16 protein-coding genes and 2 pseudogenes are annotated in these 25,341 nt (G+C 59.5%); 14 read left to right on the forward strand and 4 right to left on the reverse strand.

Going from position 1 to position 25,341, the window contains the following annotated elements:
• Nucleotides 1-90: 90 nt before the first annotated feature.
• The 11 genes from ACYZT7_RS19430 (at nt 91) to ACYZT7_RS19480 (ending at nt 20,564) form a co-directional block, all read left to right on the forward strand.
• Nucleotides 91-981: a LysR substrate-binding domain-containing protein gene (locus ACYZT7_RS19430; RefSeq protein ID WP_462037837.1), complete on the forward strand. Its 891-nt coding sequence runs from the start codon at nt 91-93 to the stop codon at nt 979-981.
• A 339-nt stretch (nt 982-1,320) separates the two neighbouring features.
• Nucleotides 1,321-2,250: an amidohydrolase family protein gene (locus tag ACYZT7_RS19435; protein WP_462037838.1), complete on the forward strand. Its 930-nt coding sequence runs from the start codon at nt 1,321-1,323 to the stop codon at nt 2,248-2,250.
• A gap of 4 nt (nt 2,251-2,254) precedes the next feature.
• On the forward strand, nt 2,255-3,160 hold the full coding sequence (locus ACYZT7_RS19440) for an amidohydrolase family protein (protein WP_462037839.1): 906 nt from the start codon (nt 2,255-2,257) through the stop codon (nt 3,158-3,160).
• Nucleotides 3,161-3,292: 132 nt separating this feature from the next.
• Nucleotides 3,293-4,678 carry a UbiD family decarboxylase gene (locus tag ACYZT7_RS19445; RefSeq protein WP_462037840.1) on the forward strand — a complete coding sequence of 462 codons (1,386 nt, stop codon included), beginning with the start codon at nt 3,293-3,295 and terminating at the stop codon, nt 4,676-4,678.
• An 11-nt stretch (nt 4,679-4,689) separates the two neighbouring features.
• Nucleotides 4,690-5,286, forward strand: a complete 597-nt coding sequence (locus ACYZT7_RS19450) for a UbiX family flavin prenyltransferase (RefSeq protein ID WP_461971025.1) — start codon at nt 4,690-4,692, stop codon at nt 5,284-5,286.
• Nucleotides 5,283-6,320: a CobW family GTP-binding protein gene (locus ACYZT7_RS19455; protein ID WP_462037841.1), complete on the forward strand. Its 1,038-nt coding sequence runs from the start codon at nt 5,283-5,285 to the stop codon at nt 6,318-6,320. The genes ACYZT7_RS19450 and ACYZT7_RS19455 overlap by 4 nt, the downstream gene beginning before the upstream one ends.
• A 92-nt stretch (nt 6,321-6,412) precedes the next feature.
• Complete coding sequence (locus tag ACYZT7_RS19460) at nt 6,413-7,780, forward strand: nucleobase:cation symporter-2 family protein (RefSeq protein WP_462037842.1); 1,368 nt, start codon at nt 6,413-6,415, stop codon at nt 7,778-7,780.
• 12 nt (nt 7,781-7,792) lie between these two features.
• Nucleotides 7,793-9,181: an amidohydrolase family protein gene (locus ACYZT7_RS19465; protein ID WP_462037843.1), complete on the forward strand. Its 1,389-nt coding sequence runs from the start codon at nt 7,793-7,795 to the stop codon at nt 9,179-9,181.
• 81 nt (nt 9,182-9,262) lie between these two features.
• Nucleotides 9,263-10,429 carry an XdhC family protein gene (locus ACYZT7_RS19470; protein ID WP_462037844.1) on the forward strand — a complete coding sequence of 389 codons (1,167 nt, stop codon included), beginning with the start codon at nt 9,263-9,265 and terminating at the stop codon, nt 10,427-10,429.
• 84 nt (nt 10,430-10,513) lie between these two features.
• A complete protein-coding gene (locus ACYZT7_RS19475; RefSeq protein WP_462037845.1) occupies nt 10,514-11,371 on the forward strand; it encodes a hypothetical protein in 858 nt (285 codons plus the stop codon).
• Between the two features lie 511 nt (nt 11,372-11,882).
• Entirely contained in the window at nt 11,883-20,564 is an 8,682-nt protein-coding gene (locus ACYZT7_RS19480; protein WP_462041830.1) for a GH36-type glycosyl hydrolase domain-containing protein, read from the forward strand.
• A gap of 198 nt (nt 20,565-20,762) precedes the next feature.
• Here ACYZT7_RS19480 and ACYZT7_RS19485 read toward each other — a convergent pair whose 3' ends face one another.
• Nucleotides 20,763-21,320 (reverse strand): ATP-dependent Clp protease proteolytic subunit, encoded by a 558-nt coding sequence (locus ACYZT7_RS19485; RefSeq protein ID WP_449644751.1) that lies wholly within the window; start codon nt 21,318-21,320, stop codon nt 20,763-20,765.
• 253 nt (nt 21,321-21,573) lie between these two features.
• Between ACYZT7_RS19485 and ACYZT7_RS19490 the strand changes: the two are divergent.
• Nucleotides 21,574-21,735, forward strand: a pseudogene (locus tag ACYZT7_RS19490) (con-10 family general stress protein); the annotation flags it as partial.
• Nucleotides 21,736-21,798: 63 nt separating this feature from the next.
• Nucleotides 21,799-22,005 (forward strand): annotated as a pseudogene (locus ACYZT7_RS19495) (KGG domain-containing protein); the annotation flags it as partial.
• 263 nt (nt 22,006-22,268) lie between these two features.
• Here ACYZT7_RS19495 and ACYZT7_RS19500 read toward each other — a convergent pair.
• Together ACYZT7_RS19500 and ACYZT7_RS19505 are read right to left on the reverse strand one after the other, a co-directional pair.
• Entirely contained in the window at nt 22,269-23,489 is a 1,221-nt protein-coding gene (locus tag ACYZT7_RS19500) for an MFS transporter (RefSeq protein ID WP_462037846.1), read from the reverse strand.
• Nucleotides 23,490-23,690: 201 nt separating this feature from the next.
• Nucleotides 23,691-24,089 (reverse strand): YfeK family protein, encoded by a 399-nt coding sequence (locus tag ACYZT7_RS19505; protein ID WP_462037847.1) that lies wholly within the window; start codon nt 24,087-24,089, stop codon nt 23,691-23,693.
• 84 nt (nt 24,090-24,173) lie between these two features.
• Between ACYZT7_RS19505 and ACYZT7_RS19510 the strand changes: the two genes are divergently transcribed.
• A complete protein-coding gene (locus ACYZT7_RS19510) occupies nt 24,174-24,344 on the forward strand; it encodes a hypothetical protein (protein ID WP_462037848.1) in 171 nt (56 codons plus the stop codon).
• Here ACYZT7_RS19510 and ACYZT7_RS19515 read toward each other — a convergent pair.
• On the reverse strand, nt 24,341-25,324 hold the full coding sequence (locus ACYZT7_RS19515) for a Csu type fimbrial protein (protein ID WP_462037849.1): 984 nt from the start codon (nt 25,322-25,324) through the stop codon (nt 24,341-24,343). The genes ACYZT7_RS19510 and ACYZT7_RS19515 overlap by 4 nt on opposite strands.
• Nucleotides 25,325-25,341 lie beyond the last annotated feature (17 nt).

The following is a 25,341-nucleotide window of genomic DNA, read 5'->3' on the forward strand; positions in this document are numbered from 1 at the left end:
TTGTGCAGGCCTGGTCGCCGATTATTGGGAGTCTGTGGAAAATCGGGCCAGCGACGATTTCTGCCATCCTGTGTAAGTAGGACTAACAGCATGTACAAGCGATACCCGTCGGTGCAGTCCATGAGTGCATTCATCCAGGCCGCGCGCAGCGGAAGCTTCTCCAGTGCCGCGCGCAAACTCGACCTGACTCACAGCGCTATCAGCCAGCAGATCCGCAGCCTGGAAGACTTCATCGGCCAGCCGCTGTTCGTACGCGAAGGTGGCGGCAGTAACCTGACCGATGCCGGGCAATTGTTTGCCAGCGTGCTGTCCGACGGCCTGGCGCAGATCGACCGGGCGCTGTCCTCGGTGAAAAACCGCAGCGTCGCGCAGCGGCTGACCCTTGATGTCGACAGTGAATTGGCCCAAAGCTGGCTCAATCCACGGCTACCGGAACTGCTCGATTTATTGCCTGACCATCAAGTGGTATTGCTGTCGATGCCGCGCTCGGATCGCAGCTCGTTCGAGCGGGTGGACCTGGCGTTGCGCTACGGGTATGGCGATTGGGAAGACTGCGAGATGACCCAGATCTGCGGTGATCGAGTGACTGCGGTGGCATCCCCGGCGCTGCTTGAGCGCCATGGGTTGCAGGTGCCAATTACGCCGGCGCAGGTGCTGGAGTTGCCGCTGCTGGGGTATACGCGGCGCTCGTGGATTCCCTGGCTGGATGCAGCAGCAATGGCGCCGACCGAGCCGAATGCGCGGGTGGTTTTCGATAATGCGGCCAACCTGATTGCAGCGGCCGAAGCCGGGGTTGGCGCGGGGTTGGTGCGCGGGCTGCTAGCGGCGGATGCGTTGCGCGCGGGGCGTTTGGTAGAGCTGAACGCGGCGCAAATTCCGGCGCATTACAACCTGTATGCGGTGTGGCCACCAGGGCAGGCCGAGCGGGTGGCGCCGGTGGTTGAAGTGATCCGCCAGTTGGCTCGGCAAACACTGGACTGACGCCATCGCGAGCAAGCTCGCTCCCACAGGGTTCTCGGGAGTGACTACGATCTGTGCCGCAACAAAAAACCCTGTGGGAGCGAGCTTGCTCGCGATGGCGCCGGCACATCCACCACAAAACCCTGCCCCATATCGAACACATATCAACACCCCGCCCAATTAATATTGTACGAACCCCTCCCCCCCTTCCAATACTTCTTCCCAAGCAGCCAGCGTCCCGAGCCGGATGCGACCAGGCGAGGGAATGCGTAGCAGTGCGCATAGAAATGGCCGATTGCCCGGGACGTGGCTGCTGCGAACCGCAAGGTTCCCTTCCCCGCTATCAGGAGATCGACTTCAATGATCATCGATATCAGTTGCTATCCCACCGACCTGGTGGACCTCGCCTGGAGGCATGACGGTGACCCGTTCACCGGCGAGCGTCTGCTGGAGATGATGGATGGCCCGTACAGGGTCAACGGCAAACCTCGCCGTATCGACAAAGCCTTCATCCAGCCGCCACAAGGCAACACCATTTACACCTGGACTGACGGCGACCTCAGCGGACGCGAATCCATCGATGCCTACATGGCTTACACGCTGAAGATGGTCCAGACCTACCCGGATCGCTTCATTGGCTGCTTCGTCTACAACCCGCGCTGCGGCGTGGAAAACGGTGTCGAGGCGATTGAGCGTTACGTCAAGGAACACGGCTTCAAGATGGTCCAGATGCAGGCCAACATGCACGCCTATCGCCCGGACCGTGCGCTGGACTGGGTCCGTCCGGCCTTCGAGAAATGCGCCGAGCTGGGCATCCCGGTCAAACTGCACACCGGCGACGGGCCGTACAGCATCCCGTCGGAATGGGTGCCGATGATCAAGGAGTTCCCCAACGTCGATTTCATCATGGCGCACTTCGGGGTGCAGACCGGCGGCGTCTACGTGTTCGAACCGATGCAATGGGCGATGGAACTGCCCAACGTCTACTGCGAATCGGGCTGGTGTCTGCAATCGCGGATCGTCGAGTTCGCCAAGGTCCTGCCGACCCACAAAATCCTTTTCGGCACCGACACCCCTCCGAACGAGCCGGGCATGTGGCTGCGCCTACTGGAAGTGCTCTGTCATGAGCCGCCGCAAGGTCTGAATCTCGACGAGGACACCCTCGAAGAATACCTGGGTAACAACACCGCACGGATGATCGGCCTCGAACCGACTCCGCCGCCACGTTCCGTGTCCGAAGCCGAGGCGCAGTTGAAGCGCCCTGTCACTACCCAACTGGCCAGGAGTTGAACCGATGATTATCGATACCCATCTGCACCCCACCAACCTGGTCGATGAGGCCTGGCGCCACACCGGCGAACCGTTCACCGGCGAGCGCATGCTCAAGTTGATGGACGGCCCGTACATGATCAACGGCAAACCACGCCGCATCGACATGGGTTTCATCCAGCCGCCACCGGGCAACACCGGTTATCGCGACGGCAACCGTCGGGGCCGCGAAGGTGTGCGCGACTACATGTCCTACATCGCCGAGCTCTGCGTGAAATACCCGGACCGATTCATCGGCAACTTCAATTTCAACCCGCGCTGGGGACCGGAAAACGGTGCGGCAGAGCTGGAATTTCATATCAAGGAATACGGTTTCAAGATGCTCAAGCTGCACGCCAACATGCACGGCTATCGTCCCGACCGGGCACTGGACTGGCTGCGGCCGGCGATGAAAGTCTGCGCCAAGTACAACATCGTGGTGCTGATCCACACGGGTGACGGTCCGTACACCATCCCGACGATGTTCTACCCGATCATCCGCGAATTCCCGATGGTCAACTTCATCATCGGTCACTTCGGCATCCAGACCGGCGGCAACTACTCGTTCGAAGCGTTCTGGATGGCCATGGACACGCCGAACGTGTACTGCGAATCCGGTTGGTGCTTCCAGTCGCGGATCGTCGAGTTCGCCAAGGAGCTGCCGCGCAACAAGATCGTCTTCGGCACCGACTCGCCGCCGAACGAACCGGGCATGTGGTTGCGCGAACTCGAAGTCCTGTGTTCGCCCCCGCCGCAAGGGTTGGGCATCGATGAGGATCATCTTGAGGATTACCTGGGCAACAACATTGCCCGGTTGTGCGGCATCGAACCGACACCGCCACCCAAGGACCTGGTCGAGGCGGACATTCGTCTGACCACGACCTACCTCTAAGCGTTTTAAACCAGAGCACAGCGACTTTACAGGCGCACAGATGACCCGGCGTTCGATCGACCGGCAGGCCAACGGCTTGTCGATCGAACGTCGCCCTCAGCCCTGCGCGCCTGCTTTTTACGAGGTGAAACCATGACCCTCTCTACGCTCGGCGAAACCCAGGATTTCCATGATTTTATCGACGCCTATCGCCGACAGTACCCGGACGATGTGTTGACCGTTCACGAAAAACTATCCGCCGATCAGGACGTCACCGCCCTGGTCGATGCCCTGGCCACCCAAGGTCGCGACCCGCTGCTGATCTGCGAAAAGGTCGGCCAGCTCGGGGTGCCAGTGGCCACCAACCTGTTCGCCTCCCGGACTCGCATCGCGCGGATCTTCGGTGTCACTCCGGCGCAGCTGCACGAAACCTTCCAGGCCCGCGCCAATCATCCGATCGCGCCCCGCTACGTCGAAACCGGTCCGGTACTGGACGAGATCTTCGAAGGCGAAGCCGTGGACCTGGCACTGTTGCCGATGCTCAAGCACTTCGACAGTGACCGTGGCCCGTACATTACCAACGCGATCATCATCGCCGAAGACCCGGTCACCGGAATTGCCAACATGAGCTATCACCGCTCGATGCGCCATGCCCGGCAGACCCTCGCCACCAGCCTGCATTCGCGCGGTCACTTGTGGCGCATGCTGCAAACCGCTCGCGAGCGCGGTGAAGAATTGCGCGTGGCCATGGTGGTTGGTGCTCATCCGCTGTTTATGCTTGCCGCAGCAGCTCGATTGCCGTTCGGCAGTGATGAACGCGCGGTGGCCGGTGGCCTGTTTGGTGCGCCGTTGGAACTGGTCAAGACCCCGCTTTACGGGATCGGCGTACCGGCCTATGCCGAGTTTGTACTGGAAGGCGCCATCGATCCGGCGGCCTATGCCGAGGAAGGTCCGTTCGGCGAGTTCAGCGGCTATTCCTCCGACCGTTCAACCAATAACGTGCTGCGGGTCGACACCCTGATGCGGCGCAAGGACGCCTGGCTGGTGGACGTGGTCGGCGGCCGGTACGCCGAACACCTGACCCTGGCGCGGCTGCCACGGGAAGCGGAAATGAGCGAGAAACTCAAGGCACGCTTCCCCGCCGTCACCGCCGTGCACTACCCCAACTCCGGCACGCACTTTCATTGCTACGTGGCGCTGGATCAAAGCCGCGACGGCGAGGCGAGGCAGATCATGCTCGCCCTGCTCGGCTGGGACCCGTACCTGAAAACCGTGATCGCGGTGGACAGCGACATCGACATCAGCGACGACAGCCAAGTGCTGTGGGCGTTGGCCACGCACTTTCAGCCGCATCAGGATATTTTTGTCATCGACGGTTTACCCGGCAGTCCGCTGGACCCCTCGTCCTCGGTCAACGGCACCACCTCGCGCATGGGCCTGGATGCCACGCGCGGTTCGGGATTCGACGGGATCAAGGCGCAGCTGGATCAAGACGTCGTCGAACGCGCGCGCAATCTGCTCAAAGGCTATCAATCGTGAACCGCCAGCGCATGGTGGTCGGCATCAGCGGCGCGTCGGGATTCATCTACGGCGTGCGCCTGCTGGAGTTGCTGGCTGAACTGAACATCGAAAGCCACCTGATCATCAGCCGGGCCGCGCTGCTGACCATGGCCCATGAAACCGACTACAAACTGGCGGACGTCACCGCGCTGGCCAGCCACTACCACCGGGCCGACGACGTGGCTGCAGGGATCGCCAGCGGTTCGTTTCGCTGCCTGGGCATGGTGGTCGCGCCGTGCTCCATGCGCACGTTGGCGGAGATTGCTACCGGCTCTTCCTCGGGGCTGATCGGCCGCGCTGCCGACGTCACATTGAAAGAACGCCGCACCTTGGTGTTGATGGCCCGGGAAACGCCGCTGACCCTCGCCCACCTGCGCAACATGACCGCCGTCACCGAAATGGGCGGGATCATCGCCCCACCGGTGCCGGCCTTCTACGCCCGCCCGCAAAACCTTTCGCAAATGGTCGATCACAGCCTCGGCCGTGTCCTCGACCTGTTCGGCCTCGACGCCGGGACCGCGCTGCGCTGGGGTGAACCCGGCCCATCGACCACCGGCCATTTCGCAACAACCAAGGAGCTCGCATGAACAGCCCATTCAACGCCCCTACCCCGAACCGCAAAATTCCGGTGACCATCCTTACCGGTTTCCTCGGCGCCGGCAAAACAACCCTGCTGAACTACATCCTCAGGGAAAACCACGGCCGCAAAATTGCCGTGATCGAAAACGAATTCGGCGAAGTCGGCATCGACGGCGACCTGGTGCTCAGCTCTGAGACCGAAGAAATCTACGAGATGGTCAACGGCTGCGTGTGCTGCACCGCCGAGGTTCGAGAGGACCTGGTGCGCATCGTCCGCGAACTGGTGGCGCGCCCGGTGCGGCTGGATCACATCTTGATCGAGACCAGTGGTTTGGCCGATCCGTACCCGGTGGCGCAGAGCTTCTTTATCAACGACCCGATTGCCGATGAAGTCGAACTGGACGCCATCGTGACCATGGTCGACGCCAAGCACATCGCCCAGCATCTGGAGGATTTGCAGCTGGATGGCGTGGACAACCAGGCGGTAGATCAGATCGTCTGCGCCGACCGCATTGTGATCAATAAGGTCGATCTGGTGAGCGAGGACGACGTGGCAGCGCTGCGCGACAAGATTCGTGGATTAAACGCCACGGCGGATCTGGTGACCTCCAGCTACGCCGAGATAGATCTGTCGAAGATTCTCGGCATCGGTGCGTTCGAGTCGACGCAAAAGCTGATGGAAATCGGCTCTGAGCACGATCACCACGCCGACGAACACCACCATGATTTGGATCATGACCACGATCCGAGCGTGTCGTCAGTCGGCATCGCCGTGGACGGCGCCGTGAATCTGCTCGCCTTCCACCAGTGGATCAGCGAGTTGCGCAATGAGCAGGCCGACAACCTCTACCGAATGAAAGGCGTGCTGGCCGTCGCGGATCAGGATCAGCGTTACGTGCTGCAGGGTGTTCACAGCCTGGTCGAGTTCCGTGCCTCCACCTCATGGGGCACGGAACCACGCTCCAGCAAGATTGTGTTCATCGGCCGCGACCTGGACCGCGCTGCGTTGAACCAAGGCTTTGCCGCCTGCCTGGCAGGCTGAAAAAACGGCATCGGAGCCGGTGGATGGCGGCTCCGGGCACACAGAACGAATACCCCTCTCTACAGCATAAAAACAGCAAGAGGTGATTCCCCATGTCGTCAGCCACATCCCCATCAAAAACCCCTTCCACCGTCCACCCGGTCGACCAGATTCTGCCGGTCCGCCAAATGCTCACCCTTGGCCTGCAACACATGGCCGTCTCGTACATCGGTGCCATCGCCGTGCCGTTGATTGTCGCCAGTGCCCTGAAAATGTCCCAGGCCGACACCGTGGTGCTGATCAGCACCACGCTGTTTTGCTCCGGCATCGCCACGCTTTTGCAAACCGTCGGCTTCTGGAAATTCGGTGTGCGTTTGCCGATCTTGCAGGGCGTGGCGTTCAGCAGTGTCGGCCCGGTCATCGCCATCGGTACCAACCCGGAGGTGGGGTTCGCCGGGGTCTGCGGGGCGGTGATTGGCGCGGGGATCTTTACGATGCTCGTCGCGCCGTTCGTGGGCCGATTGCGGCGGTACTTTCCGCCGGTGGTCACCGGTTGCATTGTCACGGTGATCGGTTTGCAGCTGTTTCCGATTGCCTATGAGTGGGTCGGTGGCGGCCGACACGCCAGCGATTTCGGTGCGCCGGCGTACCTTGCAGTCGCCGCCGTCGTGCTGGCGACCATCCTCTTGGTCAACCGTTATGGCAGCCCGATGATGCGCAACATGGCGGTGCTGGTGGGCATGCTGGTGGGTGCGGGTCTGGCCTACGGTCTGGGCATGGGCAGTTTCCAAAGCGTTCAGGAGTCACCCTGGCTCACGGTGCCCTACCCGTTCTACTTCGGTTTGCCGACCTTCAGTCTGATCCCGATTGCGACCATGGTAGTGGTGATGATTGTGCAGATGGTCGAGTCCATGGGGCTGTTCGTGGCCATCGGCGACATCGTCGACAAACCGGTGGAAGACAAACAGGTGATCAACGGCCTGCGCGCCAACGGTCTGGCCAGCACCATCGCCGGGATGTTCGCGGCCTTTCCATTTATTGCCTTTATGGAAAACGTCGGTCTGGTGATCCTCACCGGTGTGCGCAGCCGCTGGGTGGTGGCGATCAGTGGTTTGATGATGTGCTCGGTGGCGCTGGTGCCCAAGGCCGGGGCGATCATCGCCTCAATGCCGACCGCAGCACTCGGTGGTGCCGGGATTGCCATGTTCGGGGTGGTCGCCGCAGCGGGCATTCAAACCCTGGCCAAAGTCGATTACGAGCGCAATCGCTTCAATGTGTTGATTGTCGGTTTCACCCTCGCCGCCGCCCTGGTGCCGGTGCTCGCGCCTGCCCTGTTCAAGCAAATGCCCGAGTGGTCCCAGCCGTTCCTGCACAGCAGCGTAGTGATTGCCTGCCTGGTGTCGGTGCTGCTCAACGCTGCGCTCAACGGCGTCAGCGTTCCTGACAGCGCAACCACCAAGCCTGCCCCCCACAGCCTCTGACTGGAGAAGCACATGACTCAACTTCAAAACATCCTGATCAAAAACCCGGTGGCGGTGATGACCGGCTTGCGTGGCCCGCGTGCCCGGGCCGGCAACGTGGACATTCGCATCGTCAACGGACGCATTGCTGAAATGGCGACGGACCTGGTGGCGCAACCCGGCGAACGGGTGATCGATGCCCGCCACTCGGTGGTCTACCCGGGCTGGATCAACACTCACCATCACCTGTTTCAGAACCTGCTCAAAGCCGTGCCCGAAGGTTTGAATCAAGACTTGCAAGGCTGGCTGGCCAGCGTGCCCTACCCGCGCCTCAACCGTTTTACACCGCAACTGGCGCAGATCGCCGCGCGATTAGGCATGGCCGAGTTGCTGTTGTCGGGGGTGACGACCTGCGCCGATCACCATTACCTCTATCACGCCAACGGCACAACCGAGACCGGCGACCTGCTGTTCGACACGGCCGACGCGTTCGGGATGCGTTTTGTGCTGTGCCGGGGCGGCGCACTGGAGTCCGCCAGCGCTCATCCGGGGTTCTCGAAAACGGCGCTGCAACCGGAGACGCTTGAGCAGATGGTCGGTGACATCGAACGGCTCAAATCGCTGTACCACCAGGACACTCCGGATGCGATGCGTCGAGTGGTGGTGGCGCCCACGACGCCGACGTTCTCGCTGCCGCCCACCTTGCTGCGCGAGCTTGCGCATACCGCTCGCGGCCTCGGATTGCGCTTGCACACGCACCTTTCGGAGACGCAGAACTACGTCAACTTTTGTCGCGAGAAATACAACTGCCTCCCGGTGGAATTCGTCGCCGAACACGAATGGCTCGGCCCCGACGTCTGGTTCGCCCACGCGGTGCATTTGCAGCCGGGGGAAATCCGCATGCTCGCGCAAACTGGCACCGGCATTTCTCATTGCCCAGTGAGCAACGCACGGCTGGGCAGCGGCGTCGCGCCGGTGCCACAGATGTATGAGGCCGGGGTGCCGATATCGCTTGGGGTGGATGGCGTGGCATCGAACGAATCCGGAAGTATGGTCGGTGAGGCGCACACGGCGTGGTTGATTCATCGGGCCGAACAAGGGGCTTCAGCGACCACCGCCGAAGATGTGATTCATTGGGGCTCGGCCGGCGGCGCGCAAGTGTTGGGGCTGGGTTCGGTCGGAACGCTGGAAATTGGCCAGGCTGCGGATCTGGTGATCTATGGCCTCGATCATCCACGGTTCTTCGGCTTCCACGATATCGCGCTGGCGCCGGTGGTCGCGGGTGAGCCGATTGCCGTGCGGTACAGCATGGTCGGGGGGCGACTGGTGGTCGACGACGGCGTGATTCCGGGGCTGGATCTGGAGCGCATGCGCGCTGAAGCGTGGGAAGGGGTGCAGCAGTTGATGCATGTCGTCGACTGATCCAACCGCCAACACAACCCCCTGTTGGAGCTGGTTTGCCGGTTCCAACAGGTTGCGCACCGACTTTTGGGAGAACACACCATGTCCGGCCTCAACGACCTCCTCCAAGCCATCGAAACTGCCGCCCGACAAGGCGAAGAAACCGTCCTCGCCACCGTGGTCAAGGTCGAAGGTTCCGCCTACCGCCGCCCTGGCGCGCGCATGCTCATCCCCCTCCACGGCCGAACCATCGGCACCGTCAGCGGCGGATGCCTGGAACAGGACCTGGCCAAAAAGGCCTGGTGGCTGACCGATTCTGGCGAGCCGGTGGTGCGCCGCTACAGCACCGGCGCCACCGAAGATGAAGACGATGACCAAAGCGCCCCGACCTTCGGCCTCGGCTGCAACGGCACGGTTTTCGTCATGCTCGAACGCCTGCGCGCGAAGACCCCGTCATTGGCCATCGAACTGTTGCGACAGGTGCGTGACAGTCTGCAACCCGCGGCCATGGCGACCATCATTGCCACGTCTCGCCACACGTCGGTGCGGGTCGGTGATCGGTTGGTGTCGCACGCAAGCCCCGCGCTGCGCAATCGCGCACTCGACAGCAGCATCCGCAAAGACCTGCGCAAAACACTCACCGAGAAAAAATCCTCTCTGCGGCTCTACACCGATGCCCGTGGAGAAGTCGAAGTGTTCTTCGAGTACGTGGCTCCGCCCCCGCGCCTGGTGATCTTCGGCGCCGGCCACGACGCCCAGCCACTGGTGCGCATGAGCAAACTGCTGGGCTGGCACGTCAGCGTGATCGACAGCCGCAGCCACTTTGCCCGCCCTGAACGCTTTCCGCAGGCCGATGCGGTCATCGTCGCGAACCTCGACGCCTCCATTGTCCTCGGACCGTTGATCGAGGGGGCCGCGGTGGCCGTCATGACGCACAGCTACCGCCAGGACCGACACTGGCTCGGCCAATTGCTGCAAGGCGCACCGGCCTACATCGGCCAACTCGGCCCCCGCGAGCGGACCGAGCGCTTGTTGACCGACATTCGCCAACATAATCCTGCCCTGAATGCATTGCTACAGCTGCACTACCCAATGGGCCTGGACCTTGGCGGCGACTCGCCCGAAAGCGTCGCGCTCTCGATTCTGGCGGAGATGACGGCGGCGTTGAATCTGCGTAACGGCGGGATGCTCAAGCATCGGAGCAAACCGATTCATTACGTGGATTTGCTGGTGTGTGAAACGTTGGAGGCTGCGGCAGTGGTCGATTGAGCTGGTTTCAAACGGCAACAGTTTCTCGGCACCTATAAAAAAGTCCCTCAAGCCGAAGTGGACGACTACTCAAGGAAATGAAAGATGCAGAACCGCACGTTTCTCGTTCGGAAGACCTTTGCCATCAGTACTCTGTTATTGACGACGGCCACTTCATTGCAAGCTGCCGACTGGAGCGATAACTCAATCAGTTACTGGTATGGCACCCACTTCGCTGAGCCGGGCATCGATGGCCCGATCGCCAAGCACATCGTTGAGTTCACTCACGTTGACGGATACAAATACGGCAGCAACTTCCTCGACGTGCAGGTGTTGTTTTCCGATAAAGACGATCCAGCCGAGGGCGGCGACAACGGTGCTACCGAGGTGTATGCGATATATCGCCATCAACTTTCACTGAATAAAATATCCGGCCAGGATTTCAAGTGGGGACCCGTTCGGGACTGGTCGCTTTCGGGTGGTGTCGACTGGAACACCAAAAACACTGCCTTCGCGCCGGCAAAACGCATGCTCGTCATCGGCCCGACGATCAATTTCAACGTGACAGGTTTTTGGGACTTCAGTGTGATGTACCGCTCCGAGCGCAACCACAATGGCTTGCCGTTTGCCCAGGAGCACGATATTCGCTTCAACGACACTTACTACTTGGAAACCGCGTGGGACATTCCATTTCAGCTCGGTTCGGTACCGCTCAAATGGAAGGGCTTTGCCAACTTCATCCCGCCCAAGGGCAAGGACGGCTTCGGCAACGACAGCGTGAGCGAAACGCTCGTGCACCTCGCCTTATTGGTGGACGTGGGCGAGCTCACTTTCGGCAAGAAAGACACCTTCTTTGCCGGGGTGGGTTACGAATACTGGAAGAACAAGTTCGGTAACAACTCTGCCAACACACCTGGCACCGAAGCCAACACGCCGTTTCTGAATCTGGAATGGCATCTATAACGCTCCAATCAGAAGGCACACCGTCTTACACGGACAGTTGCATTGAGCCTACCGACTCCATGGATAATGTCCGCACTAATGCGTGGGAGTTGACCCTACAACCTAGCCTCGGGCCGGAAGCCGGGGGGGTGTGCTGACCGGACTCATACGGCTAAACCTCAATGTAGCCCGAGATCTGCGACAGGCAGCTACCGGCCAAAAACAACCCCTCGCGACTGGCAGCAATCGGCCAGAAGCGTTCAATGGGCAACAGGATCGCTTGTCATCGGCGACGCTGTGACACCAACGTCCGTTATGTCGCAAGTCAGGGTGGACATAAAATTCCGATCAGCCGCTGACGCAGCTATGCTCGCTAGGCATACAAACATAGATCAGCTCCTTTGGCAGACTCCAAGCCAGCCGTAGTTGTGTGCTGCAAGGTGCTCGTGACGCACCATCAGGTCATGAACTGCGTCGGGAGCCCTCCCACCCTCATCACTCCATTCGTCGAGGGCGCGTCATGCAAGGAAACATGGACAGTCAATGGACCCACGTCTTCTTCCGGTTCTGGCGTCTGCCTGCCATTTACTATCGCCAGTGGAGCGAATCACGTCGTAAATTCGAGTACGAATCACTGCTGCGCTCGGAGTTGTTCAGCGCCGAACAGATGGCCAGCCATGGAACACTACTGGCCCAACAGCACCGTATTAGCGGCCGCACGGCGAAAGACTCGCTGCTGGCGCGCCTGGCCGACAACGAGACGACGCTAGCCAGTAGCTGCAAGGCGCTCACTGCGGCACCGTTGTCCGCCCGGCGTGCAACACCGGCAGCGGAATGGTTGTTGGACAACTATTACCTGGTCGAAGAACAAATCCGCACCACCAAGTCTCACCTGCCCCGAGGCTACAGCCGTGAGTTGCCGCAATTGGCCGATGGCCCGTCGGCAGGATTGCCACGGGTCTACGACATCGCTCTGGAGACCATTTCACATGGCGACGGCAGGGTCGATGAGGAGAGTCTGAGCCGTTTTGTAGTGTTCTATCAGACGATAACACCACTCACACTCGGCGAATTGTGGGCGATTCCGATCATGCTACGCCTGGCTCTGATCGAGAATCTGCGGCGAGTAGCTTCGCGAGTCATGGCTAACTGGGATGACCGCAACCTGGCCAATGACTGGGCCGATCACTTGATCGAAACCGCCGAGCGCGATGCCAAAAGCGTGGTTCTGACGGTTGCTGACATGGCGCGCTCGGAGCCGCCGATGACCTCATCATTCGTCGCTGAACTGGCGCGACGGTTACAAGGGCAAAGTGCCGCGCTGATACTGCCATTGGCCTGGATCGAGCAGATGCTCAGCGAGTCAGGACTCAACATCGAGCGCCTGGTGCAGGTGGATGCCCAGCAGCAAGCCGCCGATCAGGTGTCCATCAGCAACAGCATCGCCAGCTTGCGTCTGCTGTCGGCCATCGACTGGCAGGAGTTCGTCGAACATCTGAGCCACGTCGAGCATGTGTTGCGCACAGATCCGGCAGGGGTCTACGCGCGTATGGATTTCGCGACCCGTGATCACTACCGGCATGTGGTCGAACGCTTGGCCAGGAACTGTGACCAGGCTGAAAAAAGCGTCGCACAAGCGGCCATCGCCCTGGCCGATGCCCGGATAAGGCCCCCGCCCGAGGGTGACGTGGCTGCACATGTGGGTTACTACCTGGTGGGCCCTGGGCTTAATGAACTCGAGCATCGAATCGCCGCTCGAGTGCCCTTGGGCGAGCAATGGTCACGCCTGCTGCTGCGCGCACCGCTGACCTTCTACTTGGGTCTGGTGCTGATCCTGTCAACGCTGTTCGCCTGGCCTTTCCTTGAGACCGTTTATCGCGACGCAAGGCCTGGATACCTGCTGGTATTGCTCGCGATACCCACGCTGCTGATGTCCAGCCGCCTGGCCATCGGGCTGGTCAATTGGCTGATCACTCTCACCATGCCCCCCAGCTTTGTTCCCCGGCTGGATTACAGCCAGGGTATCGCGCTGCAAGCGCGCACGTTGGTGGTCATTCCCACCCTGATAGCCCATTGCGTGGATGTCGAAGAGTTGGTCGAAGGCCTGGAAGTACGCTTCCTGGCCAATCGGGATGCCAATCTGCACTTCGCCCTGCTCACCGATTTCATGGATGCCCCCACCCAGGAACTGGAGCAGGATGCGAGCCTGATGTTACTGGCACGGCGGTTGATTGAGGGGTTGAATCAGAAATACCCCGACCCACACAATGACCGCTTTTTCCTGTTGCACCGACCAAGACGCTGGAACGAGGCCGAGCACACCTGGATGGGCTATGAGCGCAAACGCGGCAAACTCGCCGAGCTCAATGCCCTGCTGCGAGGCCGGGGCCAGGAGTACTTTTCACTGATCGTGGGCAATATCCAGGCACTGACTGCCGTTCGTTACGTGATCTCCCTCGACACTGATACCCAATTACCGCGTGATGTTGCACAGCGATGCATCGGCGCGATGGAGCACCCGCTCAACCACCCCGTGTTCGACCCGCACAAGGGCCATATCAGCAGCGGTTATGCGATTTTGCAACCGCGAGTGGGCATCAGCCTGCCGAGCACTGCACGCTCTTCCTATGCCCGGCTGTTCGGAAACGATGCAGGCGTCGATCCTTACACCCGCGCTGTTTCGGACGTCTATCAGGATCTTTTCCAGCAGGGTTCATTCATTGGCAAAGGAATCTACGCCGTGGATGCTTTCGAGCACGCCCTGGAAGGCTGTTTCCCGGAGAACCGCATCCTGAGCCACGACCTGATCGAGGGGTGTTATGCCCGCTCGGGGTTACTCAGCGACGTGCAACTGTTTGAAGAATACCCCGCCCGTTACAGCTCCGACGTCAAGCGCCGGCATCGCTGGATTCGCGGGGACTGGCAGTTGCTGCCTTGGGTCATGCCCTGGACACCCAAGGCAGGTGGAGGGCTAGAGCGCAATCGTCTTTGCGCCGTGGCGCGCTGGAAAATTTTTGACAATCTTCGGCGCAGTCTGGAACCGAGCGCTTTCCTGATAATGTTGCTGTGGGGCTGGCTTGGAGCAATGGAGCCTCGTTCGTGGACCTTCGCGGTGCTTATCCTGGTACTGATCCCGCCGCTGTCGAGCGCCTTGCAGGAGCTCATGCACAAAACCGTCGACGTTCCGATCGAGCAGCATTTGACCGCTGCCCTGGGCACCTCCAGCCAACACTTTATGCGGGCGGTCCTTCCTCTGGTCTGGTTGCCGTTCGAAGCGTTATACAGCCTGGATGCAATCGGCCGTACGCTGTGGCGCATGCTGATCAGCAAGCGTCGTCTGTTGCAGTGGAACCCTTCACGGGAAGTGGAACGCAGCGACAGCAACACGCTATCTGAGCTGTATCGCACAATGTGGATAGCCCCATTGCTGCCGACGGTCCTTTTTGTACTTTTACTACCCACTCCGAACGTGCTCGCCTTGGCCGGACCCTTTTTGGTGCTGTGGCTGACGAGCCCGGCTGTCGCTTGGTGGCTCAGCCGGCCTTCCCCCCGGGCGAAGTTCAATCCTTCAGCGCAGGAGCTGCGCTTCCTGCGCTCCCTGGCGCGCAAAACCTGGGGGTTCTTCGATCATTACGTCGGTCCGGCCGACAACTGGTTACCCCCTGACAACATCCAGGAGCAGCCTCACCTTGCCATTGCACACCGTACATCGCCGACCAATATGGGCATGGCGCTGCTGTCCCATCTCGCCGCGCATGATTTTGGCTATCTGAGTGGCGAGCGGCTACTGGAGCGCCTCGATCAGTCCTTGTCCAGCATGGCTGGCCTTGAGAGCTACCGCCGGCACTTCTACAACTGGTATGACACCTTGACGCTCAAGCCCTTGCCACCGCTCTACGTATCGACGGTAGATAGCGGGAATCTGGCAGGGCTGCTACTGACCTTGCGCCCAGGGCTGTTGGACCTGATTGATGCGCCACTGTTTGATCTGCGGGTGGTCAATGGGCTGATCGACACCCTGAATGTGCTGCAAGACACCCTGCTCGCCGCGGGTCTGGACGACGCCGAGGTACGAACCCTGCAAGACGAAGCGTTCGTGGCGCAGGCCCGGATTGTTTCGAACCCTGACGACGCCCCCGAGACGCTCCTGACCTTGCTGGAGCGCATGAATGCACCCACTGCCCTCAGCGACTTGGCGACGGTCGGTGAGGCCGCTTTCTGGCTCAAGGCATTGTGCGCGCAATGTCAGGATCTGCAGGCCGAGTTGCTGCGCTTTAGACTGCCGCCCGCCATCGACAGGGCAGAGCCGTTGGCACTCAGCTGGCGCCAATTGGCGCAACTCGATGTCGCTCGCTGGTTGCCGGCTCAGCAGGCTCAAGTGACGTCCGTGCAGCGCCTGGCTGTGCAGCGCATTGCCTCGGTCACCCGCCTGGCCAATCTGGCCGACACCATGGCGAACATGGACTTCACCTTTCTCTATGATTCACGGCGCAATCTTTTCGCTATTGGCTATAACGCCAGCGACCACAAGCTGGATACGGGTTATTACGACTTGCTGGCCTCGGAGGCGCGACTGACCAACTATGTGGTTATCGCTCAAGGCCAGTTACCTCAAGAAGGCTGGTTCAGCCTTGGAAGGCTGCTCACCAGCAGCGGCGGCATACCCGTGCTGCTGTCATGGACAGGCTCGATGTTCGAGTACCTGATGCCCATGCTGGTAATGCCCAACTATGAAGGTACCCTGCTCGACCAGACCTGCCGCGCAGCGGTCGCCTTGCAGATAGAGTACGGCAATCAGTTGGGCATTCCCTGGGGCGTTTCCGAGTCGGGTTACAACATTCAGGATGCTCACTCCAACTATCAGTATCGCGCATTCGGTGTACCAGGCCTGGGTCTCAAGCGAGGCCTTGGCGAAGACACCGTTGTCGCCCCCTATGCCAGCGCCCTGGCGCTGATGGTGGCCCCCGAGGCCTCGTGCCGGAACCTGCAGCGACTTGCCGCGCTGGGCCTGGCCGGGCGCTACGGCCTGTATGAAGCCGTGGATTTCACCGAGGCGCGCTTGCAACGCGGGCAGCGTTGCGCAGTCGTCTATTCCTTCATGGCGCATCACCAGGGCATGAGCCTGCTCGCGCTGACTTTCCTGCTACTTGACCGTCCGATGCAGCGACGTTTCGAATCCGACCCACAATTCCAGGCGACCACCCTGCTGTTGCAGGAGCGTGTGCCGAAGACCGCCGCACAGTACCTGCATGCCGCAAGCGCGCCGGCTGCGGACCGGGCATCACGAATACATGAAACCAAGCTGCGAGTCTTTTCCGATCCTGACCGCAAACGCCCTGCGGTGCAGTTGCTCTCCAATGGCCGCTACCATGTGATGGTCAGCAGTGCCGGCGCAGGTTACAGCCGCAGCAACGAGATTGCTGTCACCCGTTGGCATGAAGACTTCACCTGCGACAACTGGGGTATGTTTTGTTACCTGCGCGATGTTGCAAGCGGCACGTTCTGGTCCGCTGCGCACCAACCGACGTTGCGCCATCCGCAAAGCTACGAAGCCATCTTCACTGATGCCCGTGCCGAATTCCGTGTACGTGAGCAAGACTTCGACACTCATACCGAAATCGTCGTATCACCGGAGGACGACATCGAGTTGCGCCGCTTGCACATTACCAACCGCGCGCAATCGCGCCGCAGTATTGAACTCACCAGCTACGCCGAGGTAGTGCTGGCTTCGGCCATCAGCGATGCGATGCACCCAGCCTTTAGCAATCTGTTCGTGCAGACCGAGCTGTTGCACCCGCTGCAGGCAATCATCTGCACGCGTCGGCCACGCTCCAGCCAGGAAACAGTGCCCTGGATGTGTCATTTGCTGGCAGCGCATGGTGTACATGTCGATGCGCTCTCCTACGAGACCGACCGTGCGCGCTTTATCGGTCGTGGGCGCAGTGTCGTGACCCCGGCGGCGATGGACGATGAGGTCGAACATTTATCAGGAACCGCCGGCCCGGTACTTGATCCGATTGTAGCGATACGTTGTCGCATCACCCTGGACCCCGGTCAGACGGCGACCATCGACCTGGTGACCGGCCTTGCCGACAGCCGCGACAACTGCCTGCACCTGATCGACAAGTACCGCGACCGTCATCTGGCCGATCGCGTCTTTGACTTGGCCTGGACCCATAGCCAAGTGCTGCTGCGCCAGCTCAACGCTTCATTGAGCGACGCACGTCTGTTCGAGCAGATGGCCGCGTCGATTATCTACGCCAGCGCTGCATTACGGGCCGAGAGCAGCGTGCTGGTGGCCAACCGGCGGAACCAGTCCAGCCTCTGGGGACAGGCGATATCGGGCGACTTACCCATCGTGCTGCTGCAGATCAGCGATCTGGCTAACATCGAGTTTGTGCAGCAGATGGTCAAAGCTCATGCCTATTGGCGTCAGAAGGGCCTGTCGGTCGATCTGGTGATCTGGAACGAGGATCAGGCCGGTTATCGCCAGCAACTGCAAGACCTGATTATGGGACTGGTTACCTCGGGCAGTGAAGCGAGCCTGGTCGACCGTCCTGGCGGGATTTTTGTGCGCCAGGCACAACAGTTGTCGGGCGAGGACCGGACACTGATGCTATCGGTGGCCCGCCTGGTACTCAATGACGGCCACGGCAGCCTGGCCGATCAAGTCCATCGGCGCCGCGCGGACCCCTTACTCCCCAGGCTCGAACCGAGTCTTGTGCGAGTGGAGCAACCACCTGTGGTTTTTGCCGCACAAACCGACCCTGCCTTGATACTGAGCAATCCCTACGGTGGCTTCAGCCCGGACGGTAACGAATACGTCGTGACCCTGCGACCAGGCCAACCCACACCCGCGCCTTGGGCCAATGTGCTGGCCAATGCGCACTTCGGCACGGTGATTTCCGAAAGCGGCGCAGCTTACACCTGGAGCGAGAATGCTCACGAATATCGTCTCACCCCTTGGCATAACGACCCGATCTCTGACCCCAGCGGTGAGGCGTTGTACCTGCGTGACGAAGATACCGGCCACTTCTGGTCGCCGACCCCGCAACCCTGCCCAGGTAATGGCCTTTACCGTACTCGCCATGGTTTCGGCTACAGCGTATTCGAGTATGAAGAGGACGGCATCCAAACCGAGTTGTGGGTCTATGTGGCGCTGGATGCACCGATCAAATTCTCGCGCCTGAAAATTCGCAATACCAGCGGCCGGCCGCGGCGTTTGTCGGCAACGTGCTATGTGGAGTGGGTACTGGGGGATTTGCGCAGCAAGTCGGCCATGCATGTGGTCACGGAGGTGGACCCATTCAGTGGCGCGCTGTTCGCGCGCAACGCCTTTTCGATCGAGTTCTCCGGGCGCGTCGCCTTTCTCGACACGGACTCGACGGGGCGCAGTTTTAGCGGTGATCGTGCCGAATTTATTGGTCGCAACGGAACCCTGCAAACGCCTGCAGCACTGACTCGTGCCCGACTGTCCGGACGGTGTGGTGGTGGTTTCGACCCGTGCGCAGCGATGCAGGTCGCACTGGAACTGGCGGACGGCGAAAGCCAGGACGTGGTGTTCCGTCTCGGCGCCGGGCAGGACGCCAAATCAGCCACCCACCTGGTGCAAAAATACCGCGGCGCCAAAGCCGCGGCGGGTGAACTCGACGCTGTGCGTATGCATTGGCGCACGACCTTGGGGGCCATACAAATTCAGACGCCCGATCCAGCCATCGATGTGCTCGTCAACGGCTGGCTGATGTATCAGGTCATCGCGTGCCGCTTCTGGGCGCGTAGCGGCTATTACCAATCCGGCGGAGCCATTGGCTTTCGTGATCAATTGCAGGACAGCATGGCAATGATCCATGCCGACCCGGCTGCCGCGCGCCGACACCTGCTGCTCTGCGCCGCGCATCAGTACCCCGAAGGCGACGTACAACACTGGTGGCATCCACCGCAAAGTCGGGGTGTGCGAACGGGCTGTTCCGACGACTTCCTCTGGCTGCCCCTGGCAACCAGCCGCTATGTGTCCATCACCGGTGATCGTAGTGTACTGAGCGAAGTGGTGGGTTATATCGAGGGACGCGCACTGAATGCTGGCGAAGACTCCTACTACGATCTGCCCGGCACTTCGCAACTCCAGGAAAGCCTCTACCAACATTGCGTGCGCGCCATTGAGCATGGCCTCAAGCGCGGATCCCATGGGCTGCCGTTGATGGGGGGCGGAGACTGGAATGACGGAATGAATCGGGTTGGCGAGCAAGGCCTTGGTGAGAGCGTATGGCTTGGCTTCTTCGGCTACGAGGTGCTGCTGCAATTCTCCAGTACTGCGCAGCTGGAAGGCGATATGGTTTTCGCCCAGCGTTGTACCGACCAGGCGGCAACCTTGCGTGTGAGCCTGGAAAATCAGGGTTGGGATGGCGCTTGGTACCGCCGCGCTTACTTCGACGACGGCCAGGTATTGGGCTCTGCGAGTAACGAGGAATGTCGTATCGACTCCATAGCGCAAAGCTGGTCGGTGCTCAGCGGGGCTGCATCGCAGGTACGGCGCCGAACGGCCATGGATTCACTTGATCTGCACTTGGTCCGGCGCGATACCGGCGTGGTGTTATTACTGGACCCGCCGTTCGACAAGGGTGCACTGGATCCCGGTTACATCAAAGGCTACGTACCCGGCGTACGCGAAAACGGTGGCCAGTACACGCACGCTGCTGTCTGGGCAAGTATGGCCTTCGCCCGTCTCGGCGACAGCGACAAGGCGTGGGAGCTGCTGCGCATGATCAATCCCGTCAGCCGTCGCAGCGCTGCACAAATCGAAACGTACAAGGTTGAGCCTTACGTGATGGCCGCCGACGTCTACGGGGTTGCGCCCCACACAGGACGCGGCGGATGGACCTGGTACACCGGATCGGCGGGCTGGATGTATCGCCTGATCGTCGAATCACTGCTGGGACTGACACGCTGCGCCAACTCGCTGCGCATTGAACCGGTACTGCCAGCCGATTGGCCGGGTTTCACCCTCCACTATTGGTTCGGTGCAACCCTCTACCACATCGAGGTGCGCCAAAACGAAGGCGCAACACACACACTCAGTCTGGATGGCGAGCTACTCACCGATGCGACGCTAGGACTGCTGGACGATGGGATCGAACACCGTATTTTGGCGACCTGCCCGAAATCTGCGGCAGTTAATGAGGGGCGCGTCACATCAACTTCTGAACGGCCGTTGTAGCAGGGATTCTGAGCGTAGCGCACAGAGTCCCTGCTTTGGGCTAGGCTGAGGGAGAAAGGACTCATTCTCTGAACGGTCGCGTTATATGTTTGATGCACATTCCCTCGTACCGCAGATCCTCGGAAATACTAGCGGGGTACAGTATGTTGATGCGTTTCAGCATTTTTAAGCTGCCTACTCATGACGACCGCTCCGACCTCATCCACCACTTACTTTCCAGTGTTTGACATCATCGGCGAATACCATCTGTTGCATCTCATGAGCAATGCCGTAGGCCAGGGATTCGTGTGCAGCGATGACTTTTTCTTCCGCTGAGAGGCAATGAAAAATATCGAGCTTGGTCTCTGCGTCAGCAGTTTCGACTGTGAAAATTTGCACGTAACGCGCGAGGTCGTTGTCGAGGCTCAACAGGTATTCACGCAGGCGCTGATGGTCGACTGATTTTTGGCTGAAGTACCAATTCATCGGGTGAATTAGGAAGCGTGAGTGGGGCGAGGTGATGCGTCGGCCTGCCGCCAAAAACATAATGATGCCCATTGATTCGATGTTGCCCGCGTTGATTGCGCATAGCGGTACCGGCAATGACTTCAGGAACGTGTAAAGAGTGAAGCCAAAGTTAGTGCTACCCCCGCTTGTAGAAAGATTGAGGAGCAAGGAGGTGGCGCCTTGATCGATGGCCTCGAGGCAACAGTCCCGGAAGCGCTCAGTCGTTCCCTGATCGATTTGGCAATGAAAGTGGACGATGTGTTCGGTCATCGGCTTACCCTTTTTAACGGGACGGCTAGAGCACCTTTTAACCTTAGTAAAGAATTGACCTCTTTTAAGGAAAATCCAAGCGGTATGACACCTGCGTCGCCTCTACCGCCAGTCGATTCGAATGTATTATTGCGGAACTAATAGCCTGGTTCCGCTTGTCGTGAGAGGCGCATATCTGTTCAAACTTTCGACTTTTTGAGACCTCCGAATTAGACGAGCCACTGGGCTCGTAACTGAGAAGAGGTGGCTAGAGATGGCTAATACCGGAAAAGATAATCCCGGCAATTTTTCCAATGACCGGGACAAGGCCTCAGAAGCCGGCAAGAAAGGCGGAGAGACCTCAGGTGGCAATTTTGCCAACGACCCACAACGTGCTTCAGAAGCTGGTAAGAAAGGCGGCCAGGCTTCGGGCGGGCAGCAGTCGAATGATGCGAATCGTTCAACTGGCGGTGGACAAGGAGCTGGTCGCGCAGGCAACTTTGCTGATGACAAAGAAAAAGCTTCTGAGGCAGGCCAAAAAGGAGGCCAAGCTTCGGGCGGACGCCAGTCTCGCGACGCTGATCAATCGACCGGCGGTGGGCAAGGAAGCAGTCGCGGCGGTAACAATGCCGAGGACATGGAAAAAACCGCTGAGGCTGACCGTAAAGGAGGTACTCAAAGTCCCGGCGGCGGACGCAAATCCTGACGCCTTGTGAGCCACATCAAGCCCCGACTGATTCGGGGCTTGATCTTATGGCTTGGTATATAGCCAAGTAGGTGCCGACCATAAGTGATTTCGGCCACGGCTTCCTGCGTGCCCTTATGACCGTCTGTTACGGCTAACTGAAGTCGACCCATAGTTACCTCTTGCATTAGACAGAAAACGGCCAAAAGCGGCCTTTCATTGCTAAGGTCTAAAGCGCATAGAACCGGAACAACGAGTGGCGCCTGAAGCGGTTAGCTGTTCGTTCAGAAACATTTATTTTGCTTTTGGTTGCGCTTACTGCTTCTGAATAACAGTAACAACAGAGCTGTTGTGGCAAGCAGTGCACCCGCGAGGAAAGTGCTATCTGACCCAATGCTTTGCCAAAGCCAGCCCGCAAGAACGCTGGCGATCAGCATGCATATACCACTGACAAGATTGAAAATGCCGAAGGCCGTGCCCTTGAGTTCTGTGGGAGCTTTATCAGCTATCAGCGAGGCAAGAATGCCTTGGCTAAATCCCATATGAAGCCCCCACAGAGCAACGCCCAGCATCATCGTGATGACAGAACTGGATCGAGCGAGCACCAGATCCGCCAGAACGAGTATCCCCATCCCTACGCAGAGTAATTTCGTGCGAGGGATGCGATCAGATAGCCAGCCGGCAGGATAAGCAGACAGCGTATAAAAAAGTGCCATTACCACCATCACCAGTGGAGTCCAGGTGATCGACAGGCCTATCTGTTGCGCTCGTAATACCAGAAACGCCTCGCTGAAACGAGCAAGCGTAAACACCCCCCCAATTATGACGACCCACCAATACCCAGAGGAGAAGTCGTGAAGGACTTTCCAATGAATTGGAGATCGAAATTTGTGTTCGCTCGCGAGGTGTATGGGCTCTTTTACTCCTATGACAATGAGCGCCACCGCCACTGCTGCCGGAATCACTGCAAACCACAGGACAAGCTGTATATCTGCGAGCCATAACATAAGCAAGATGGCCAGAGCAGGGCCAAGAACAGCCCCTACGGTATCCATCGACTGCCGCAGTCCAAAGCAGGCGCCACGGATTTCTGGTGGCGACACATCTGCGACCAGAGCATCTCGTGGGGCCCCACGAATGCCTTTGCCAATGCGATCCAGCAATCGTGCTGTAAAGACCACTTCCACCGAATGAGCTAAAGGAAAAAGTGGTTTGCTCAGCGCGGCTAAACCATATCCAAGCAACAGCAATCCTTTGCGCCGACCAATAAAGTCGCTGATAGCGCCAGAAAATATTTTGACGAGCATGGCGGTCGACTCGGCAATACCCTCGATCACTCCGACGGCCAATGCACTCGCCCCCAATGTAGTGACCAAAAACACAGGCAGTAAACTGTGTACCAGCTCGGACGATAGATCCATGAATAGGCTGACAAAGCCAAGAGCCCAAATCGTGCGCGGAATACGAAAAGGCTCAGCTTTGGTGTTTGAACTTTCGCTACTCATATTTTTTCATCCTGTACCCATCGGCATCAAGGAGAGACTAAGAGCTATTTAGTAGCGCTTGCAGGCGAACCAGGTTCCCGCCAGAGCGGCCGCTTAAACCAGAACGATGAGCACCGCCGCCACTTTACTCAACGGGCGTTTCACATGATGCAAGTGAAAAAGCCCAACGCCATCCAGAGCGTTATTCGACTTGAGACAAACTCAACGAAGCTGCCGTTGCCTCTGTAGTTCCCTCTTCAGCCAGGTGCTTGCCGGTTGTACGCCTTCTGGACATCGCACTTCATAGGCGCGGCCACTCATACTGCTTTTAGTGGCAGCAAGATCGATGAAGTCTTCTGCGCTGCTCACCATGTTCTTGCCTTCGAGATAATTCAGCTTCTTCTCCAGATGCACCCGAGCCCGGGGACCTGGGAATTCGCTCCCGTTACGCACAAACTGACACTCACTGTGCTCGACAAAGTCCAGCAAGCCCTTTATCTCTTGAGTGACTTGAGGTGTGGCTTGAGCCTGCGCATTGGTTACGATTGCGATAAGGCTAATACCAGCGGCAATCAGCAATCGGCTGATGGGCCGAGCCGCCGCCCCTATCCACGTCCGCATGATTCATCCTCGCCCTGAAAATGAAATGAATGTAGCTACCTCCAACAGATACCCCCTATGTGCCTGGACAAGCACGGACTTAAAGTGAGCGCCCGAGCTACACCGCCTTGCAAGAATAACCTGCTGCCTCGTGGCAGCAGCCATTCCGATGGGCTGCAAGCCGAGTACTGGTCCGGCGGCGGTTATAACGATGCGATGGTCAGCCCGTCGGACCGGCCAACCACACAAATGCTCAAGCAAACCCTGCGGCTCTAGAAGCCTACGTCCAGCACCACATTGTCGATATACGTCCCCTCCGGTGGGGTGTTCTGGTCCGTGTAGATCTTGGCGTTGTAGTTGAAAATCTGACTGCCGGTACCCAGGCCGTTGCCCGGGTTGACCTCGGCCGTGGAGCTGGCGCGGCGCGCTGTCGTCACACTGCCCCAACGGGTGGTGGTGGCGCTCTTGAAGATGTCATAGGCCAGCAGATTGCTGCCGGAGATCATCTGCCGCCGCCCACCCACGCTTACCGGGTTCTGGCCGTCACTCAAGCCCACGGTGTAGGCGCTGCCCTTGGTGCAAGCGATGTTGATGGTCTGCCCGGTCACGGCACTGAAGCCACTGACCACCGGTGCGCTGCCAAAGCTGATGTTGGGCGCGGTGATCTGGCAGTCGTTGGACACAGTCATGCCGACGGTCAGGCTGGCGGTGCCGGTGCCGATATCCCGCCCCAGGCAGATGGAGCCAGCGCCCAGCGCAGCACAGTAGTTCCAGCTCCAGAAGATGCTCAAGGTCTCGCTGTAGACCCCGGCCGCAACGTTACTGCCAGTAATGCTGCCCAGGTAAATCGGCACCGTCTTGTTGCCTGGCCCGGATACCAGGCCAAGGCTCTGGGCAATATTGTTGCTGGCAAAGTCGAACGGGGTCCCGCGAGTGATCGGGTAACTGGTGCTGTTATTGGCGTAAATCGTATAACCGATGACATCACCCGTGGGGCCGACCATGCCACTGGTCGCCGAGGTGATCGTTGCATAGAAGTGATCGCTGGCCGCCAGCAGCGAGATCAACGTCTCTCCACAACTCAAGCCGGCGTTGGTGGTCGAGCTGGCTTGGGCGGCGGTACGCACCGTCATCGAACTCACCGAGCCGAAACCGGCCGGCACGGTCGACACCACTGAGCAAGCCGCCTGGGCCTGTGCCGCAAAAACCAGGCTTGCCAGCAGCGCCAGTGAGTACACCCCTTGCTTGAGCCGCATGTCCACACTCCTTCACT

Source organism: Pseudomonas sp. RT4P38, from assembly GCF_054897765.1.

Coding starts and splice junctions, on each gene's coding strand:
- ACYZT7_RS19430 (WP_462037837.1), top strand. CDS start 91: ATGTACAAGCGATACCCGTCGGTGCAGTCCATGAGTGCATTCATCCAG.
- ACYZT7_RS19435 (WP_462037838.1), top strand. CDS start 1,321: ATGATCATCGATATCAGTTGCTATCCCACCGACCTGGTGGACCTCGCC.
- ACYZT7_RS19440 (WP_462037839.1), top strand. CDS start 2,255: ATGATTATCGATACCCATCTGCACCCCACCAACCTGGTCGATGAGGCC.
- ACYZT7_RS19445 (WP_462037840.1), top strand. CDS start 3,293: ATGACCCTCTCTACGCTCGGCGAAACCCAGGATTTCCATGATTTTATC.
- ACYZT7_RS19450 (WP_461971025.1), top strand. CDS start 4,690: ATGGTGGTCGGCATCAGCGGCGCGTCGGGATTCATCTACGGCGTGCGC.
- ACYZT7_RS19455 (WP_462037841.1), top strand. CDS start 5,283: ATGAACAGCCCATTCAACGCCCCTACCCCGAACCGCAAAATTCCGGTG.
- ACYZT7_RS19460 (WP_462037842.1), top strand. CDS start 6,413: ATGTCGTCAGCCACATCCCCATCAAAAACCCCTTCCACCGTCCACCCG.
- ACYZT7_RS19465 (WP_462037843.1), top strand. CDS start 7,793: ATGACTCAACTTCAAAACATCCTGATCAAAAACCCGGTGGCGGTGATG.
- ACYZT7_RS19470 (WP_462037844.1), top strand. CDS start 9,263: ATGTCCGGCCTCAACGACCTCCTCCAAGCCATCGAAACTGCCGCCCGA.
- ACYZT7_RS19475 (WP_462037845.1), top strand. CDS start 10,514: ATGCAGAACCGCACGTTTCTCGTTCGGAAGACCTTTGCCATCAGTACT.
- ACYZT7_RS19480 (WP_462041830.1), top strand. CDS start 11,883: ATGGACAGTCAATGGACCCACGTCTTCTTCCGGTTCTGGCGTCTGCCT.
- ACYZT7_RS19485 (WP_449644751.1), bottom strand. CDS start 21,320: ATGACCGAACACATCGTCCACTTTCATTGCCAAATCGATCAGGGAACG.
- ACYZT7_RS19500 (WP_462037846.1), bottom strand. CDS start 23,489: ATGAGTAGCGAAAGTTCAAACACCAAAGCTGAGCCTTTTCGTATTCCG.
- ACYZT7_RS19505 (WP_462037847.1), bottom strand. CDS start 24,089: ATGCGGACGTGGATAGGGGCGGCGGCTCGGCCCATCAGCCGATTGCTG.
- ACYZT7_RS19515 (WP_462037849.1), bottom strand. CDS start 25,324: ATGCGGCTCAAGCAAGGGGTGTACTCACTGGCGCTGCTGGCAAGCCTG.